The sequence below is a fragment of the Klebsiella sp. 10-1 genome (assembly GCF_009758445.1).
Lineage (GTDB): Bacteria > Pseudomonadota > Gammaproteobacteria > Enterobacterales > Enterobacteriaceae > Klebsiella > Klebsiella scottii.
In genome coordinates this window covers 881,107-899,516 of sequence record NZ_WQRE01000001.1, presented here as the reverse complement: position 1 = coordinate 899,516, position 18,410 = coordinate 881,107, and the positions used below count along the sequence as shown (strand labels likewise).

Annotated in this window: 18 protein-coding genes; 1 reads left to right on the top strand and 17 read right to left on the bottom strand. The window is 56.8% G+C overall.

Annotated elements, in window-relative coordinates; genetic code table 11:
• Positions 1 to 5: 5 nt before the first annotated feature.
• The 9 genes from GO007_RS04190 to GO007_RS04150 form a co-directional block, all read right to left on the bottom strand.
• Positions 6 to 884, bottom strand: a complete 879-nt coding sequence (locus GO007_RS04190) for an AraC family transcriptional regulator (RefSeq protein WP_095095910.1) — start codon at positions 882 to 884, stop codon at positions 6 to 8.
• Positions 885 to 1,241: 357 nt separating this feature from the next.
• Positions 1,242 to 2,432: an ABC transporter substrate-binding protein gene (locus GO007_RS04185; protein WP_095095907.1), complete on the bottom strand. Its 1,191-nt coding sequence runs from the start codon at positions 2,430 to 2,432 to the stop codon at positions 1,242 to 1,244.
• A 4-nt stretch (positions 2,433 to 2,436) separates the two neighbouring features.
• Entirely contained in the window at positions 2,437 to 3,459 is a 1,023-nt protein-coding gene (locus GO007_RS04180) for a CobW family GTP-binding protein (RefSeq protein ID WP_095095904.1), read from the bottom strand.
• Entirely contained in the window at positions 3,446 to 3,760 is a 315-nt protein-coding gene (locus GO007_RS04175; protein WP_095095901.1) for a hypothetical protein, read from the bottom strand. The genes GO007_RS04180 and GO007_RS04175 overlap by 14 nt, the downstream gene beginning before the upstream one ends.
• Before the next feature lie 10 nt (positions 3,761 to 3,770).
• A complete protein-coding gene (locus tag GO007_RS04170; RefSeq protein WP_095095898.1) occupies positions 3,771 to 4,517 on the bottom strand; it encodes an SDR family NAD(P)-dependent oxidoreductase in 747 nt (248 codons plus the stop codon).
• 9 nt (positions 4,518 to 4,526) lie between these two features.
• Positions 4,527 to 5,303 carry an SDR family NAD(P)-dependent oxidoreductase gene (locus GO007_RS04165; protein ID WP_095095895.1) on the bottom strand — a complete coding sequence of 259 codons (777 nt, stop codon included), beginning with the start codon at positions 5,301 to 5,303 and terminating at the stop codon, positions 4,527 to 4,529.
• Positions 5,304 to 5,312: 9 nt separating this feature from the next.
• Positions 5,313 to 6,686 carry an MFS transporter gene (locus GO007_RS04160; protein ID WP_095095892.1) on the bottom strand — a complete coding sequence of 458 codons (1,374 nt, stop codon included), beginning with the start codon at positions 6,684 to 6,686 and terminating at the stop codon, positions 5,313 to 5,315.
• Between the two features lie 31 nt (positions 6,687 to 6,717).
• Complete coding sequence (locus GO007_RS04155; protein ID WP_016946041.1) at positions 6,718 to 7,599, bottom strand: polysaccharide deacetylase family protein; 882 nt, start codon at positions 7,597 to 7,599, stop codon at positions 6,718 to 6,720.
• A gap of 11 nt (positions 7,600 to 7,610) precedes the next feature.
• Entirely contained in the window at positions 7,611 to 9,008 is a 1,398-nt protein-coding gene (locus GO007_RS04150) for an amidase family protein (RefSeq protein ID WP_095095889.1), read from the bottom strand.
• Positions 9,009 to 9,327: 319 nt separating this feature from the next.
• Here GO007_RS04150 and GO007_RS04145 point away from each other — a divergent pair, with 319 nt between their 5' ends.
• A complete protein-coding gene (locus tag GO007_RS04145) occupies positions 9,328 to 10,338 on the top strand; it encodes a GntR family transcriptional regulator (RefSeq protein ID WP_095095885.1) in 1,011 nt (336 codons plus the stop codon).
• A 254-nt stretch (positions 10,339 to 10,592) separates the two neighbouring features.
• Here GO007_RS04145 and GO007_RS04140 read toward each other — a convergent pair whose 3' ends face one another.
• The 8 genes from GO007_RS04140 to anfD all read right to left on the bottom strand — a co-directional run bounded on the left by GO007_RS04140 (position 10,593) and on the right by anfD (position 18,402).
• Positions 10,593 to 11,681: a sigma 54-interacting transcriptional regulator gene (locus GO007_RS04140; protein WP_095095882.1), complete on the bottom strand. Its 1,089-nt coding sequence runs from the start codon at positions 11,679 to 11,681 to the stop codon at positions 10,593 to 10,595.
• Between the two features lie 2 nt (positions 11,682 to 11,683).
• A complete protein-coding gene (locus GO007_RS04135; protein ID WP_095095879.1) occupies positions 11,684 to 13,297 on the bottom strand; it encodes a sigma-54 interaction domain-containing protein in 1,614 nt (537 codons plus the stop codon).
• 202 nt (positions 13,298 to 13,499) lie between these two features.
• Positions 13,500 to 14,105, bottom strand: a complete 606-nt coding sequence (locus tag GO007_RS04130; RefSeq protein WP_095095876.1) for a Fe-only nitrogenase accessory AnfO family protein — start codon at positions 14,103 to 14,105, stop codon at positions 13,500 to 13,502.
• A gap of 13 nt (positions 14,106 to 14,118) precedes the next feature.
• Positions 14,119 to 14,619 carry a pyridoxamine 5'-phosphate oxidase family protein gene (locus GO007_RS04125; RefSeq protein ID WP_223261745.1) on the bottom strand — a complete coding sequence of 167 codons (501 nt, stop codon included), beginning with the start codon at positions 14,617 to 14,619 and terminating at the stop codon, positions 14,119 to 14,121.
• On the bottom strand, positions 14,619 to 15,038 hold the full coding sequence (locus tag GO007_RS04120) for a hypothetical protein (RefSeq protein WP_095095873.1): 420 nt from the start codon (positions 15,036 to 15,038) through the stop codon (positions 14,619 to 14,621). Before GO007_RS04120 ends, GO007_RS04125 begins: the two co-directional genes overlap by 1 nt.
• Positions 15,039 to 15,088: 50 nt before the next feature.
• The gene (gene anfK, locus GO007_RS04115) at positions 15,089 to 16,477 is read right to left on the bottom strand and encodes a Fe-only nitrogenase subunit beta (RefSeq protein WP_095095870.1); all 1,389 of its coding nucleotides are present in this window, start codon (positions 16,475 to 16,477) and stop codon (positions 15,089 to 15,091) included.
• Between the two features lie 12 nt (positions 16,478 to 16,489).
• Positions 16,490 to 16,834, bottom strand: a complete 345-nt coding sequence (anfG, locus tag GO007_RS04110; protein ID WP_095095867.1) for a Fe-only nitrogenase subunit delta — start codon at positions 16,832 to 16,834, stop codon at positions 16,490 to 16,492.
• Positions 16,831 to 18,402: a nitrogenase iron-iron protein, alpha chain gene (gene anfD, locus GO007_RS04105; RefSeq protein ID WP_095095864.1), complete on the bottom strand. Its 1,572-nt coding sequence runs from the start codon at positions 18,400 to 18,402 to the stop codon at positions 16,831 to 16,833. Before anfD ends, anfG begins: the two co-directional genes overlap by 4 nt.
• Positions 18,403 to 18,410 lie beyond the last annotated feature (8 nt).

Sequence of the window (18,410 nt, the reverse complement as noted above, 5' to 3'; positions counted from 1 at the left end):
CTGGTTTATTCTGCCGATCCGTCCGACAGCTGTCTCTCCTGGCGGCGAAACTCGCTGGGCGAAACCCCAACCGCACGATGAAAATCACGCGAAAAATGCAGCGGATCGTTATAGCCCACCTGCCCGGCAATTTTGCCAATGGTGTCATCCGTTTCCACCAGTAAGCGCCGGGCCTGGGACAGGCGATAGTTTTTTAGCCATTTTAACGGGCTCTGATTGAAGGTTTCCTGAAACAGGCGAAATAACTGCGACTTGCTGACCTGGCAATACTGCATAAATTTGCCAATATCCCACTCGTCATTATAGTGGCTGTGGATCTGATAAATAAGATGCCCCAGTCCCCGATGGGTAATCACCGGAGATTTCTCCGTTTCCTGACTGCGGTTTTCCAGCAAAGTAAAAATAAGTTTGGCGCACAGCGCATCACAGTGCGCGTCCGAAACCAGCGTATGGCTTTTCATTAAGCCGAAGAGTTGATAATAAATTTCGGTGACCTTCTCCGGCTGTTGAAAGGTAAAAACGGGCGCCTGGAGAACATTGAGAATATGCATGATGCTATTTAATTTTGAACTATCTATTCTCAGCCATAATATTTCCCAAGGCTCGGCGCTATCAGGATAGTGTTCATGCGGCCATCTTACCGGCAGCCAGGCGAGATTCCCCTCCTGCACATGATGAAGATTATTTTCCAGGCGAACAACGCCTCGCCCTTTGAGACAATATATAAGCTCATGCCCGACAACGGACTGGCGCTGAATATGAAAATTGGCGTTAGTCCGGATATGCCCCGCCCTGAGAACCCGATAGTTAACCAGCGTCGAAAAATCATCGGATTCCCGATACCAGTTTTCGATGACCTGCGTTCGCTGCGCGAGTGAATTCATATGCCGCTCCCTAAACAATCAATATTCATCAAGCGTATGAATATCTATCGTGACACGGTATGCGGAAATTCAGGCCGGTTTCGTTATGGATTTTTGAGCTATCTCACAACAAAGCAACAGATGAATTCTACGTCGAAGATTTTCCCCCAAAAGCCATCTTTAACACTCACTCAGCGCGTCAGGAAAGCCCCACGGCGCATGGCCGGTGTCACAATGCTTCGGCCTGCCTCAGGGTAACGTTTTCCCTTCCGGCTCTCCCCCTGAATGATGAGATCGTTGTTTAACGGTTTCCACCGTAGTACGCAGTGAACCAATTAAAGAAAAGGATTGATGAGAATCTACTCCCTTAGAATAGGGTTAGTTCTTTAACATGGCCTCCTGCCAGCGTCTCGTCAGATAATTATGTTCATCCATAACCGAATTCCACACCGCAATATGTCCCATACGTTGCGCGTAACTTCCGCCGTCACGGATCTCGCCCACAGGGATCAGCGGCGCGCCATGCGCATCAAATAGCAGCTCAGCGGCAGGTTTTCCCCCATACCAAAAATCCCATTCAGCCAGTGAGAGATGGGCGCGACTTCGCTGTGGATTGGAGATGTAATATCCCTGCCGGGCCATTACCGCGCCGGGCCAGCCGGACTGCCACCAGTTGAGGTATTCGTATGCCGCATCTTTTATGCTCCCGGTCACGCAGCGTGATAACGACATCCCGCCGTACCATGCGCGATACCCTTCTCTCGGGTGCGCCATTTTATAGCCCCGCTGGTGAAAGTGGCGACGGAAATAGATAGGAGCCCACAGGCTCTGGACCTCCACGTGCCGGTTATCGATTAAGTCGCAAGCCTGCTCCTGAGTCGACCAGAACGCCGCAAAGTGCCCCTGGCGATTGAGCTGTGTCAGCTCCTCCGTCAGAACATCGATCTCTTCCAGCGACAGATTGCCGATATCCGAAAACCGCGCCATCCCGGCCCCCTGCATAGCCAGGGCCGCATCAATGCCCCCCATTGCCGCATCCTCCTGCAGCGCAACCGCCCCGGTGAGAGCAGGATGCAGCAGCCATCCCCAACTCTCCTCCTCGCCGCGCAGCGCATCAGGAAGACGGTCGACATGATAGGCAAAGCTATCGGCGTTATGCGTCAGCGGCAGCATGCTAATGCGATCGCTCGGTTGGCTGCTCAAATGGAGATCGCGCTGGACGTACAAGCGCTGGGACGGGACGCTGCCGTCGGCAAGCTCACCGGTTAAGGTGCCCAATTTAGCCAGCTCGTTGACCTCATCCCAGTATTTCAACCGTTTAATTTCAAGAGGTTGAATAGCGCGGGCTGGCCAGACAAAATCGATATTATGAAACCACTGATCGTACAGATCGTAACTTTCCGGCTGCATGACTGCGATACGCTGCGCGTCCTCAACGCTGTGCAGCAGGTATTCGATGTTAATCCCCAGCTCTTGCTCCGCGCGTATGCGCAGCATCTCCAGCAACGTCACCGATGTACCAAGCACCCGAAGCGTCAGCGGGGGGCGCATTATCGCGGCTGAATTCATCCCTTCAGGACTCCTGTAATACATGCATATAGCGGCTGAAGGCCTGTTGTAAACAGCTGGCCTCAAGCCCCCGCAAAATAAAGACCAGCGTTGAACTTTCCAGCGCTCCCGGCCAGTCACGTAAATGCACCGGCGGATGCAGCGTATGCTGCACACCGTGGATCACCACTGGCGAGTCGCTGTCGCTGACGCGCAAAATCCCCTTCACCCGCAGGACTGCGCTCCCATGGCAATGTAATAGCATTGATAGCCAGATAGCAAATGCCGGCCAGTTTAACGACCGTTCAAGCGAAATTACGCAGGTCTGCGTCGCCGGATGCGCCTCGCTGTAGGGGGTTGGCATCAGCGTAAATGTCTTCTCCGCGCAAGCGCCCAGCCAGCGAACGCGCTGCTCGGGGGAGCCGCGAACGACTTCGCTGCGGAATAACCACGCTGGCGCATCCAGCGCCTGCCGGGTATCCCCCAACTCCGCCAGCGGATTCAGCTGCCGCAGCCACTGCCGCAGGGCGGCCGCCTCTTCCGTCGGGACGCGATCGCTTTTGCTCACCAGCAATTTATCCGCCGCGCTAACCTGCGCCAGCCACTCGGGCTGGCTATCCGCCTGATGACGAGCATGTTCCGCATCAACGAGCGTAACCAGCGTTCCCTGCACAAAATGGTTCTGCAGCTGCCGATCGTGAAGCAGCGTGGAAAGAATGGGGGCCGGATCGGCCAGCCCGGTGGTCTCAAGCACCACATGATGAAATGCCGGGATAAGGCCGCGGGTCCGGCGTTCATAGAGATCCAACAGGGCAGCCTTTAGCTCGCCGCGAATCTGGCAGCATACGCAGCCGCTCGGCAGCAGCACCGTATCCGGCGCAACTTCATTCAGCAGATGATGGTCGATACCGACCTCGCCAAACTCGTTGACCAGCAAGGCGACATCGTTGAGATTCTGCTGAGCCAGCCAGCCTTTAAGCAGCGTCGTTTTGCCGCTGCCAAGGAACCCGCTCAATACATGTAGGGGTAATTTTTCATCGTAAGACATCATCCCTCCCCGTCGCGTCCAGCGCGGCCAGCCAGCCCTCATCCAGCGGGTCGACCGCGCGGTGGAGCATTTTTTCGGCCTCTTTCCACAATACGTCAAGCGAGTGCACCAGCACCTGCTGCCCCGTTGGGCTGGCCAGCAGCCAGCTGCCGTGAAACTCCGTCAGCGTGAGGCGCCAGGGCTTCAGAGTCCGGTTGAGCAGCGCCAGCTGCTGCAAACGCAGCTGGCGCCGGGGAATATCCTGCCGCAGCGGATCGCTCCACTGCGGCCCGTTGTCAAGCAGACCGCAAACACCACACATTTTGGGCTCCTTAGGGCATCACATCGCCAGAATTAGGGCCCAGCGTCTGGCCGGCAAACAGGTTGCCGCCGGGTTCGCTGGCCAGCAGCAACGCCACCGGCGCCACCTCTTCCGCTCGTCCAAAGCGGCCCAACGGCAGCTCTGCCGCTTTCGCCGCCTTCCAGGCCTGGTTAATCCCGTCGATGAGCGGTGTATCAATCGGCCCAGGCGCGATAGCGTTCACCAGCACGTTGCCGGAAGAGACCTCCAGCGCCAGTGATTTTGTCAGGCCTATCACCCCCGCCTTCGCCGCCGCATAGTGACACAGCTCAGCCCCACCCTTAATGCCCAGCTGGGAGGCAATATTAATAATGCGCCCCCATCGCTGTGCCAGCATCGCCGGTAGCGCACGCTGGCTCGCCAGAAACACGCTGCGCAGATCCACCGCCATCATCGTTTCCCACATCTCCAGCGTGATGTCGCTACAGCGCGCCTGGGTCAGCATACCCGCGTTGTTGACCAGCACATCAATGCCTTCATAGTATTCAAGACAGGCATCAACCCCGGCGGTCGCCCCGGCGACCTCGCCGACATCGGCGACGATGCCCTGGCATACCGCCCCTGACTGTCGGCAGCGTTCAACCACGGCGGACAATCTATCGCTATCGCGGTCGGTCAACACCAGCCGCGCTCCTTCGCAGGCAAACAGCACGGCGATTGCCTCGCCTATTCCGCTGGCCGCCCCGGTGATAACGCAACGTCTGTTTTGCAGTAGCATACTGACTCCTTAATCAGGCCAACGAACGGTCAGACCGCCATCAACAATGAGGCTTTGTCCGGTCAGATAACTGCTCTCTGCGCTGGTCAGAAAGGCCACCACCCGGGCAATATCCTCCGGACGCCCCACCCGCTGCAATGGGATAGATTTCGCGGCTTTCGCCAGCCCCTCGGGCCCAAGAGAGTTCTGTTTATCCAGCGACTGCGGCGTTTCAATCAAGCCGGGAATAACCGCATTGCAGCGGACCCCTCGCGGAGCCAGCTCAACCGCTAACGAACGGCAGATCCCAGGCACGGCAGCCTTCGCCGCCGCATAGTGCGCATGCTCCTGCCAGCCGTAGACGCCACCAGCAATCGACGAAATAGCCACCAGGCTAGCGCCGTCCCCCAGATGTCGGGCCGCGGCGCGAAAACAACGCATCACGCCCGTCAAATCAACATTAAGCATGGCGTTCCACCGCTCGTCGCTCATCTCTTCAATCGGCGAACAGCGTAAGATCCCGGCATTGGCAATAACATAATCAAGACGGCCAAAATGGTTCACCCCCTGGGAGATAAACGCATCCACCGACGCGGTGTCGGCCACGTCCAGCGGCAGCCAGAGCGCCTCCCCTCCGGCGGCCTCGACCTGAGCCGCGGCGGCGGCAGGGTCATGCGGATCGTCAGGGTAGTAGCCCGCAATCACGCGAACGCCGCGCCGGGCGTACAGCGTCGCTAACGCCAGCCCAATACCGCTCGCTGCGCCGCTGATGGCGGCGACAGGTTGGCTGGAAATCGTCATGTGCATAATCGCTCCTTAAATTTGAGGCTCAGTGTTAACCGCATTTTTGACTGCTGCCGCGCTTTGCATATCGGCACGCGCAAACCACATCACGATGCCGGAGATGAAGCACGGAACCGCCCCGAACCACAGCGCCGCATCCTGCCAGTTGCCGCCGTGGCTCAGCACGGCGGTAGTACCGACGCTGGCGATAATCGCCCCGACCGGCCCCATCGCGCCGATTAGTGCGCCCGCCGTAGCGCGGATCGCGGTAGGGAAGCTTTCGCTAATGAAAAACAGCGCCGCGGCATAGGGACCGATCAGGAAAAATAATCCAATGCTGTACAACGCGACGATCGTGGCAAAGTTGTCCGGGCAGAACAGCATGCCGGCAAAAGCGATCCCCCCCAGCATCCAGCCGACCGCGATGGTGTTACGCCGGCCAATCCGGTCGCCAAGCCAGCCGTGGGCCAGGTAGCCGCAATAGCCCACCAGATTCGACAGAATCAAGATCAGCAGCGAGTTATTAAAGGAGACATCGTGAGTTTTGGTAATGACCGTGGTGCCCAGCACGCTAAAAATCTGAATGGCGAACCAGTTAATCAGCACCGCCGCACCCAGCACCAGCGTGGCGCGCAGCGAGGGACCGCGAAAGGCTGCGGCGATGCCGCCGCGGTGATGCTCTTCCCAGGAAACCTGATAATCCGCCGCCACCTGGCGCGCATCGGCAACATTGCCTTGCTCGCGCAGCTGCTGGATCTTTTTCTGCACCTGAAACTGCGGCGTCTCTTTCAGCTTTAACGCCAACACCGCGATAATCAGTGAAGGTAAGGCGGCGAAAATAAAGCTGCCCTGCCAGCCGATAATCGGCATCAGAATAGCGGTCAGCGCCGAAGCCACCAGGGCACCCACCGGCCATCCTCCTTGCACCAGGCTATAGACAAAGCCTTTGCGCTTATTGAGCTTCGGGTCGTCAATGGCGGTATATAGCTCGGATAAATATGTCGCATTCACCGTTTGCTCGGCATACCCCAACCCGGCGACTGAGCGAATCGCCGTGAGCGCGCCTTTCCCCCAGGAGCCGCCTACGGCGGTCAGTAATGAGCAAAGCGCGGCGCCGCCGACGGTAATAACAATTCCCATCCGCCGACCCAGGCGGTCCACCAGCGGGCCGATCGCCAGCGCGATTACCGCCCCGCCAACCGCGACCCAGGTGGCGATTTCCGCCTGCTCAACCTCGTCCCAGCCAAAATGCACGCCTATTTCCGGCAGCAAAGTACCAAACAAAATGAAATCGTATACAGCAAAAACCCAGGCAAAAAATGCAATCCAGGTGGCGAATTTCACATCCTTGATAGTCAACTGCTGCGGCTGCCAGCCGTTTACGGAGGTTTTCTTAAAAATGCTCATAGCGTAATCCCTCGGTCGGGGTTAAATGACATTATGCCGAGCGCGGTTTGCGCGCCTTGAAATCGTCCGCAATCTCATCAAAGGTGACAAAACGCACCCCTTCGTGGCTGCGGATGTACTGAATCAGGCGCTCGAGCATCAGCAGCACCTGGGGACGGCCGGAAACATCAGGGTGGATGGTCATGGTGAAGACGGCGTAATCATTTTCGCGATAGACCCAATCGAACTGATCGCGCCACATCTCCTCCAGATGGCGCGGATTGACGAAGCCGTGGCTGTTGGGGGATTTTTTGATAAACATCATCGGCGGCAGATCGTCGAGGTACCAGTTAGCGGGAATTTCCACCAAATCAGTCTCTTCACCACGCTGCAGCGGCTTCATCCAGGCGTCCGGATGCTGGCTGTAGTCGATTTTGGTCCAGCTGTCGCCAACCCGCACGTAGTAGGGATGGAAGTCGTTGTGCATCAGGCTGTGGTCGTATTTAATCCCTTTTTTCAACAGCAGCTCGTTGGTCACGTTGCTGAACTCCCACCAGGGGGCCACATAGCCTGTGGGGCGTTTACCCGCTAACTTCGTCACCAGTTCGATACTGCGATCCAGTACCGCTTCCTCCTGAGCCGGGGTCATCGCAATCGGGTTTTCATGGCTATAGCCATGGATCCCGACCTCATGCCCGGCATCAACAACCGCTTTCATCTGCTCCGGGAAGGTCTCAATCGAGTGGCCCGGGATAAACCAGGTGGTGCGCAGGTTCTGTTCCGCGAACATTTTCAGCAACCGCGGCGCCCCCACCTCGCCGGCGAACAGACCGCGCGAGATATCATCCGGCGAATCTTCCCCGCCGTACGAACCCAGCCAGCCGGCAACGGCATCAACGTCTACACCAAACGCGCAAAGGATGTCTTTGGCCATATTTCATTTCCTTAAGAGTTGAGATACAACGGGTCAGCGCAGGCGGCATGCCGCTGCGCAAGAAGGTCGGATACCGCACTGGCGGCCATCAAGAGACGGCGATCCTCGCCGGTCGGTAGTGAGAAGAGCAGACTGGTGAACAGCCCGTTAGCCGTCACCCCGCTCGGCAACGCGACGCCGGGCATATCCAGCAAACTGCCGGGCATGGTCAAACGCAGCGTCGCGCTATTGACCACGGCGAAAGCCTCCGCATCCGCAACCAGCGGCGCCAGGCGCGGCGCGGTATGCGCCACCGTCGGCGTCACCAGCACCGCACCATTGAGCTCATCGGCCAGCGCCTGCTGCCACAGCGGCCGCTGGCGCAAAAACGTGGTTAGCACCGCCGGGTCAATGCGCCCGGAAGCCATCAGGCGGCGACGAATAAACGGATCGATATTTTCCGCCGCAGGCGATGACAGCAGCGCAGCATGTAGCTGGAAAGCCTCAACGGCCCCCGGCCAGCCGTGCGCCGCAATCCAGGCGAGCGCATCATGGAAGGCGTTTAGCCGCCGGTACTCCACGGCGATACCTGCGGCAGCCAGGGACGAAAGCAGGCGATAGCCCTGTTCCCGGACCGCAGCATCAGCGGCGTCCATAAGTTGAGAATCAACAACCAGCGCCGGAGCCGGGTACGTCTCCTCTTCCACGCCGCAGAGAATCGCATCCAGCGCGCGGGCATCGCGAACGCTACGGCACAGCGGGCCGAGCGTGTCCAGCGAATCGGCGAGAGGGAACACCCCGCTCGCGTCATAGCGCTGACGGCTGGAGCGATATCCCATCACGCCGTTGAACGCCGCCGGGATCCGTACCGAACCCGCGGTATCCGTCCCCATCGCAATGCAGGCCAGCCCCAGCGCTACCGCTCTGGCCGCGCCGCTGGAAGAACCGCCCGGGACCTGTTCTTCACCGTCAGCCGCCAGCAGGGCCGGGGTGCCGAACGTCGGGTTAATGCCCAGTCCGGAGAAAGCAAATTCGCTCAGGTTGGTTTTACCCATCGTGACCATCCCCGCCTGGGTCAGACGCGCCACCAGCGCGGCGTCGCAAACGGCCGCCGGGGCGTTCCGGCGGGTTGCCGACCCTGCCGTCGTGCGTGTGCCCGCAATATCAAACAGATCCTTCCAGGCGACGGGGATACCGTCCAGCGCGCTCAACGGCGCCCCTTGCTGCCAGCGCCGCGCCGACGCCGCCGCCTCTTTACGAGCGCGCTCGGGAGTCAGAGTTATGAAAATGCCGCTCGATTTCTCCGCCGCCGCCAGGCATGCGTCGGTGAAATCGAGCGGTGAGAGCTGGCCCTCGGCAAACAGTGCGGCAATAGAGCAGGCATCGAGTTGGCCCTGCTGGAACTGCTGGCGGATCGTGTTGGCGTTCATGCTCACCTTAAATGTATATTTAATTAAAAATCCATTTAAACATAGCAAAACGAATGCCAATAAAACGACAAATAAGTGACCAAAATGTGATCAAAGTGTATTATATTTGTATTAATCATTAAATATCATGGAGATGAAGCATAGCTGTTGCGGCCTCTGCTCCTGCTTCCCCGGATCGGCACGACATGGAACAAAATGTATTTTGTTATCAATGGTCCATTAAAGGGCATTCTGCACCACGGCGGTGCCAGCGATGCGGGTAGCTATGTCATTGAGCAGGATGTGATAAGGTAAGTGCGATGAGGTAAGGATCGAAAATATGGTCATGCAGACAAACCCTTCGCATGCGGCAACGGAAGAAACCGCCTCTGCGCGCTATGAAGTCATTCGGCAGTTTTTACGTCACACCTTGATAGAGCAGCGAGTGCCTAAGGGCCTGGTGCTGCTGGAAGGTCCGTTAGCGCAACTATTCGGCACCAGCCGGGTACCGGTGCGCCGGGCGTTAAGTCTGTTACATGAAGAAGGTCTGATTACCCGATTTGAGGGTCGCGGCTTTATCGTGGCGCAGGATGCGGAAGCCGTAGAACCCTTGCGTATTGCCTTAACGCGAGAATTGTTCGGGCTTAACGAGCAGCAAGCGCTGGTGGACACTCGTACCAGCGGGGAGAAGGTACTGGAAGGGCTGCAGATCGTGCTTTCAACCGCGATGGTGTTCGGTTGTTATCAGGTTAATGAGCAAAAGGCGGCGCTGTACTACAACGTGAGTCGGTCGGTGGTCCGTGAAAGCCTGATGCGCTTGCGCGATAAGGGACTGGTAGAAAAAGAGCCCTATTCACAGTGGTTGACGGGACCGCTTACCGCTCGAGAAATCGCGGATCACTTTGAGATCCGCGCCAGCCTCGAACCCGCGGCGCTCTGCAAGGCTGGCCCTCTCCTCCAGGCGGAGTGGATTGCTTCCATGCTGGAAAAGACGCATAAATACAAAGGCCGGCAGCTGACGGCCACGGAGCTGGAATTACTTGAAGAGGATTTGCACGTCCGCTGCCTCGAACCTGCCGGTAATAAGTTGATGATGCAAATCCTGCGTCAGCATCAGTCCCCCTTCATCGTCACGCGCATCTTCTACGATTTACTTGCTATCCCGGTGGAAACAACCACGCTGGAGGAACACGCTCTGGTGTATGGCATGCTGCTGAAAGGAAACTGGCCCCTGGCGGCAGCCTGCCTGAAAGATCATCTCGAACGCGCCCAGGTCCGAACTTTGCAGCGCTTAAAAGTCCTTTCCGTGCTGCCGGTACCCGTTCTCCCGGATTTTATGGAACCAAAATAGTAACTTAGCAATTGCTGTGTCGGCATTCTTCATTTTGGCTATAGCTCAAGCCGCCGTCGGTAAAGGAGTCCGTTGAAGCAAAATTACCGGAGGGCATTTGGGGTACATCAATTGGATATGGGTTGGCGCATGACGTAATAAGGATACTTATTATCTCCCCATCTGCTGACGGGGAATAGCTTATGGAACATACAAGAAAGCAGGATGTCATTATTGGCGTTGTTCTGAGTAAGATGACCTTCCCCTATTTTCATTCAAAATTTTCGCACCTCAATCTTCAGCTTATGAAGCGCATAATAGAGCTGGCGCGGCGTGATATTGAGCAACCGCGCGGCTTTGGCTTTTACCCATCCGCTTTTCTCCAGTGCCGTAATAAATCGATGCCGAATTTCGTCATCCGCATCGCTACCGCTTACCGTCATCGCCGTCGGCGCCTGGATATTTGCGGGCGCCCGGCAGGGATCCCACCCGCCGGCAGGTTCCGGCAGAGAGATATTTCTCCGTCGTTTACTGTAGTTTTCAATACGCAAATTCAGCTGCTTACGCAGACAGTGTCCCTGAATACAGGGCAGTTGCGCAATGATATCGCTCTGGCGATGCAGCACCGCATATTCAAGACAGTTTTCCAGATCGCGCTGATTGCCAGGCCACTGGCAAACATACAGCGGCGAAAGCGCCTGCGGATCCAACTGCACCTTAACGTGATTGTGCCGGTTAAAGCGGCGAAAAAAATCCTCCACCAGCCCAGGGAGATCCTCAGGTCGTTCACTTAGCGGCGGGAGCGGAATACTGGCCACGTGCAAGCGGTAATATAGCTCCGGCAAAAAAGCGCCCTGAGCAACCCGTTCCTCCAGATTAAGCTCGCTGGCGCACACCAGCCGGGTATCGCCGCACCGGCTGCGATTATCGACCGGAGAGAGAAAAGGACGTTGCTCAAGCAGCAGTATCAACAGCCGTTGCAGGCGTAATGAAAAGTGACCGATCTCGCTTAGAAAAAGAGTTCCGCCCGCCGCCTGCTCCAACGCTCCGGGCACCGGCGGCGTGCGCATGGCATCTCCCAGCAACGCGTGCAATACCTCCTCTTCCGCCACATGATCGCAGGCAAGCTTCACAAAGGGACCTTCCCGCCAGGACGACCCGCGATGCAGGGCGCGCGCGATGGTATCTTTTCCGGTTCCGGGTTCGCCGCGCAGCAGCACCGGCGTTTGCACTGACGCATATTGTTGCAAGCGGGTCATCACCTGTTTCATCGCTGGCGAATGGGCAATCAGCGGGCGGGGTTCACTGTGCCTGGGTGCCGGACGCTCAGGCGTATGGATATTGTCGCGGTTGTTACGCGTCATCGTCAGGCTTGCCCCCGAAACTGTTTGTAGTTCAAGCGGTATTTTTCCAGCCTTAGCCCCAGCGCCCGACGCGTCATATTCAGATGCGCGGCGGCGCGAGAGACATTTCCCTGAAACATGCCCAGCGCTTCAACAATCAGATCGTATTCGATTCGCGAAAGGCGAGCCTCCAGGCCATCCTGCTCCGCCAGATGCTCAATCACCGGCTGAAGCGACAGGGGGAGATGCCAGGCATGAATGATACCTTCATCCGCCAGCAGCACCGCTCTCTCCATTACGTTTTCCAGCTCCCGTACGTTGCCTGGCCAGTCGTAGTTGAGCAGCATATTCAGCGCAGGCGTGGCGATAGTGGGGATCTCTACCCCCTGCTCGCGGGCAAACCAGGCATTGAAGTGATCGGCAAGAATGAAAATATCGTTCCCGCGTTCGCGCAGGGGGGGAATGGTAACCGGGAAGACGTTCAGGCGATAATAGAGGTCTTCGCGAAACGTCCCCTTCCCGACCATCTCACTGAGATCCCGATGGGTGGCGGCGAGGATCCGGACGTTAACCTGCAGCGTATCGTTACTGCCCACTCGCTCAAAGCTGCGCTCCTGTATGACGCGCAGCAGTTTGGATTGCGCCGAGGGCGAGAGTTCGCCGACTTCATCAAGAAAAATCGTACCGCCATCCGCCTCTTCAAAACGTCCTGCCCGGCGGGAAATGGCCCCGGTAAACGCCCCTTTCTCATGGCCGAAAAGTTCGCTCTCAATAACGCTCTCCGGCAATGACGCGCAGTTGAATTTGATGAAGGGGCCCGCCGAACAGTGGCTGTTCTGGTGAATCGCCGTAGCTACCCGCTCTTTGCCAACTCCGCTCTCTCCGAGGATCAGCACGGTGGTGCGCGCGTGGCTGACTTTATCAATCAGCTGATATACCGCCTGCATGGCGCGGGAGTTGCCGATAATATTGGCAGGCTTATACTTTTCCGCGCTTTGACTGATGGCCGTACTGTGCGCCCGCAGCACTTTTTTGTGCGCGCGCTCCAGTAAATGAAGCTCCACCGCCTGAGCAATAATGGCCGCAATGACCCGCAGCACTTCCAGATCTAAAAAACGCAGCTGGACATTGTTGTAAACGCGTTCAATGCCGATGGTCCCCATCACCTTTAGGCCACGGATAATCGGGACGCATATAAACGAGTGCTGCCCGTCACGCTGCTTATCCCAGCTGCCGGTACGGTTAAGGAATAAAGGGTCATCGGCAATATGCGGCACCACGATGGGCTGTCGCGTCTCAATCACCCGTCCCGTGATGCCTTCCCCCGGCGCATAGACGCCTTTTTCCACCTCTTCCGGCGACAGGCCGTAGCTTTCATGGATAAAGATTTGATCGCAACTCGCGTCATAGAGGGTAATCATGGCGCGGATCACCTGCATATGTTTTTGCATCAGCTCCAGCACCAGCTTCAGGGTGCGCGAAAGTTTTCCCTCTGCGCTGACCACTTTACTGACCTCCGAGAGCAGCGGCATCAGTTCAGAACGGCACTCCCCCAGACGGCAGCTGAACGACAGCGGCTCCGTTAGGGGGGAAAGTGTCGCGCCGGTCAGGTTAAAAGCTCTTTTCTCAAGGTGCATCGCGTTTCTCCCGATAAATAGACGACCAGACTCACGAGCGAGCGGCGTTAAACCGCCTGCGTTCTCTGATGCAAAATCAACGCCAGCGCAGCCTGAAACGAGCGCAACATAACCAATTGAATTTATTTATTTCTTTAAAAAACCAGGCGCGCACGACGGGAGAAAGTGTTCCGCAAGGTACATTATTGTTGGCTTTCGTACATTAGCGTACAGGCTCCACCATGACGCTGAGCATGCCGTCGCCGCCGGGCATGACGCGCCAGGTAAAACGGGCAGGGTCCAGAGCAGAAAACCACTTTGGCAGATGGTCGCAGCGGATCTCCAGCGAACTAAACGTCTGCTGCTCGAAGAACGGCATCAGCAGCCGCTTCGAGGTGTGCGCTCCGCCACTCTGCAGCGCCGCCAGCAAATCAACGCGAAACGCCCCTTCCCCCTCGGCGGGCATGATGAATGCCTGAGGAAGGAGGGTGACAGGTTCAGGCGCGGGCGGTATCTGCACGACGATACGATCCAGAAAGTCTTCCGGCCTGCCGCTCGTTTTCCACATGGTTAGCCCCATGCCGTCGAGCCATGCCAGCAGCGCGCCGCGGATCTCGCTGGCGACAAAATGCCGACAGTGCGGCAGCTCGGCCAGCATGGATAGCGTACGCTGGCGAATTTGGCTAAGCGTAAGCGTAGGTGAGAGAGCAAAAGGGATACGCTGACAGCTCTGCCACTGGCCCTCTTCGCGGGTAAAGACGTTGACATAGCCGGACTGGCCCAGCGGGGCCGTTATGCCTCGTTCATCAACAAATACGGCGATCTTCATGGCATTCCCCCCATTAAAAGCCGTGCTGCTTACCTTTCATCGACGTAATGTCGATGCGGATAACCTGCGTCGCCGTCAGGTTAGCCGCCGGAAAGGTGAAGGATTTGCGACTAAAACGCGCCATCAGCCGATGGAGCATGGCAATTTTTTCCGCATCATCCTGAACGAAATACGTTTTCCCCAGGCCAATAACCGTGCGGTGCCGCGCTTCATAATTACAGGCCAGAGGATCTTCCACCACCCCGCCGAACTGAGAGATAGCAAAGCAGATTGCCCGGTTTTTTTTCATGATCTCAATTTTGCTGCCAGCGCGGGCAGAGTGAAAATAGATCGATGAACCATCCCATACGTAGAAAACCGGCAGCAGAAACGGTACGTCATCGCAGGATAACGCGATATGCATCACCCTCTCCTGGGTCAGAATGGCGTCGATTTCTGCCAGGTCGGTTATCTCGCGTTCATCCCGACGCATTTCACCGTGCGGGTGTCCGAACATGAATGAGGAAGTCTCCATCACGATCTCTCCGCGAGCGCTACCCGCCCGGCCTTGATTAACGCATCCAGCTCATCGCAAAGCACCAGAATGCGTGCCCCGTCGCTCTCATCAGGGGCGCCGTGGTGATAGTCATCAACGGAGCAGATGCCGAAAATGGTATCCAGTGACAAAATGTTCTGCCGGAGCGCATCGTCGATCTCAAGGTGTTCTTCAATACTGCACAACAGGCTGCGGTAGTTGTGGTTGAGCGGCATATCGCCATACAGGGCGCAGAGCGCGATGAGATAACACTCCACCGCAATGGCCCCGACGTTGAACACCAGGCTTGATGACCGGGTCTGATCCACCAGCAGTCGCGCCCGATGATGATAGCCGCAGGCGTGTTCATAGCAGCGGCTAAAGCGCTGGTCGTCGCTTTCAAACAGTAACGTCGACATAGATATTCTCCAGGAAAAAAGCCGGGTTCCCCCGGCGTTGGATACGGCGACTACCAGACGTTGAGGATCCACTCTTTATTTTTCTTGTATTCCATATCGGTAAAGAGCGTATTGGCCATCTGTTCCGCGAGCCAGATGGCCCCGGCATAGCCCACGACCGGGTGCCGGTAATGGCCGGCGCGGTCGTAAGTGGGGAAGCCGACTCTGACCATCGGGATCTGGTTGTCGATGGCGGTAAAGCGTCCTTTTGAATGCCCGAGGATCAAATCCAGCTCCAGGGAGCCATCCGTGATGCGCTTCTCCATCTCCCAGAGGTCAGCGTTGGTGACAATCTCCATCTTGTAATCCACCTGCTGCTGCAGCGCCTGGATACGCGGGTCGCTGCCGTAGCCGGCGTTATCGTCGCCGAGCAGCAGCAGCATCGGCTTCATCTCAAGGTCGAGACAGAATTCCGCCAGCCCTACGACCAGGTCCGGGTTGCCGTAAATCGCCACCTTTTTGTCGGCGAGAAACATATGCACCAGGTCGGTCAGGGCATCGAGGGCGATACCGCGCTCGCGCACCAGCGATGGCGGAACAGGTTTGCCGGTCAGGTTTTTGAGGTTTTGCAAAAAAGTATCGGTGTTTCGAATGCCAATCGGCGTCGGGCCAATCAGCGCGGGCACTTCGAAGGTCTCCTCCAGATAGCGGGCCGCTTTTGCCCCTTCATAACGGTTGAGCGCAAGGGTAGCGGTCGCGTTAGCGGTACCGACCAGATCGGCAATCGTGGTGTTGCCGTGGGACACATGGTTCCCGGAAGGCATCAGCGGCGAATCGAACGCTTCAATTTCGAACAATACTGTCGCGTCGATCGCCATCTCCGTCAGCAGATGCTTAAGGGCCGTAACGTCCCCCGGATTGACCCATCCGGTTATCAAATTCAGCTTGCCGCTAGGTTCGCTTTTGCGGGCGAAATATTTCACCATATCGCGCACGGCAAGGTCATAGCCGCTGATCATACTGCCGACAAAACTCGGCGTATGGATGGGGATCAGATGCACTTCCCGGCCGGCGTATTTCTCCTTCAGCAGCCCATCGTTGAGCTTACGCACGACGCCGTCCACATCGTCCCCGATAACCTCCGTGGAACAGGTCGTGATAATCGGGATAACCTTAACGTGGGGATAGCGCATCAGCAGCACATCCACCGCCTGTTCAACCCGGTCAAGCGCGCCAAATACCGCACCATCTTCATGAACCGACGACGAGGCAATCTCGAAGCTCTCCTTCAGATGCTGGGAAATCAACAAACGGACAAACATCACGCAGCCCTGTCCCCCATGAACAATGCCGATACAGTCCTTAATGCCAATACTGACATACTGCGCGCCCGCAGGCTGACAGGTAAAAATGGGATTGATTACCCCGGTGCGATCTTTCGCTTTCAGTTCACAAGACATGATCAACCCCTCTTAATAACGCTTATCGGTCAGCTCGGCGTTGAGTGAACCGGTAATAGTCAGATAGTTCAGGCGCTGATGCAGCGCATCCATCAGTTCGGCAACGGCATCGACGCTCATCGACTTCAGCCACGTAAAGCGCGCACGCCATGCATCCGCCAGCACCATTGCGTCAGCCCAGTAGCAGCGGTCCGCAGGGGTATCCAGGGTGACGGGTTCGCCGCACAGCAGTTCACGGGTTTTTCCCAGTACGCCAGCGTTCTGCTTTTCCCGATCCCAGCTACGAGAGTGAAACTGCCACAGGCAGTGCTTCATGATGTAATCCACCATCTGCTCGATTTTTTCATCCTGGGTCATACGGCCTCCTGGCGGCCTGAAGCCTGCGCCGGGAAATCCGGGTATTCGCGCTCGCGCAGCTTCGTCACGCTGTCGTAGCCGCCGGTGTATTCACGCAGATCCGGGCTGTTGCGTATCTCTTCGCTCAGGCTGGCGTCAGAGAGCATGCGCGCCGTGGCAAAGCCCTGAGTTGTAGGGATAACGTCCTGGCTGATGTCGAGTTTGGCCAGCTGATGGACTGGCGAGTAAATCGCGTTGTAGATATCGCGCGCGAAACGCACCCAGCCTTCAAAACCTTTATAGGGGCCATTGTGGTAAGCATGGGCGTTGAGGTACGGCACGCGAATTTTCTTCGCCACCTCGCCAGGGCGTTTGCCGGTAAAAATGACGTCCGGTTTCAGGGTGTACATCGCCTCCAGCGACTCCAGCTCATTAGGGTCGTCGATGGCGAGCGCCCCGGCTTCACAGCGAGCAATCCCCTTTTCCATATCGCCCTGATGGCCGAATTTGGTATAAAGCGATACCACCTCCAGGCCCATCTCTTCATGGATCACGTGCGCCCAGTGCCACAGCTTAGAGCCCCCCGGCCAGAGGCAGACTTTCTTACCTTTCAGCCGCTCCCGATACCAGTCCAGCTCGGGTTTCCAGCGCGCCACTTCTTCATCGATAATTGCCTGAGCGCGATCTTCGATACCAAAAAAGAGGCCAATCTTACGCAATGAGTCGGACAGCGGTCCGAAGCCGAAACCGTCAATATCCAGGCGCGGAATGCCGTAGCGTACGCGCAGCTCATTGCAGATATACTCCGCCGAACGGGCGCACTCCAGCACGTTGAGGTGCGCTTTATGCATCGCGCGCAGGTCGTCATACGAACCGTTGCCGGTAAAAGTAGAGAGTACCTGGATCCCCATCCGCCTGAAGAAATCCACCATCACTTCCTGGTCACCCTGGATGTTGTATTCGCCCACATAGTTAATAACGTAATCGCTGACGATCGTCGGCTCGACGGTGCCCACTTTCTGATTAACCCAGGCAATATTGATTTTATGATGCCCACCTGACTGACTGGGACCGGCAAAGCCCGGCGAGTTACAGACGAAAATATCGACATCCGGGCGCTCATCCATAACCTCCTGCGCAATAGCCGCGATATCGTCACCGATCAGGGCTGAAGCGCAGGTCTGATAGATGGTCATACGCTTAATGGTAGGATGCGCATTGAATGCTTCAATAATATTATTTTTGAGCACCTTCTCCGCACCAAAAACAATATGCTTCTCTTTCATGTCAGTCGCAAACGTGTATTTCAGCTGGAAATTATCGTTATCGCTAATGTAGCGTTTCGTTTGCCAGGTATCATACGTACAGCCCACCGGCCCGTGACTAATATGAATGACATCTTTAATTGGCGTGCCAATAACATGCTTGGCCCCGCAATAGGCACACCCGCGTTCGGAGATGGTTCCCGGAATAGTATTTAAATACCCCAGAGGTAACGCCGATGTAATATTTTCATCTTCCCCTTTCACAACCGCATGTTGTTTACGTTCAGGAATACATTTACTGCATTCAAATTCATGGTAAGGCATATCATCCA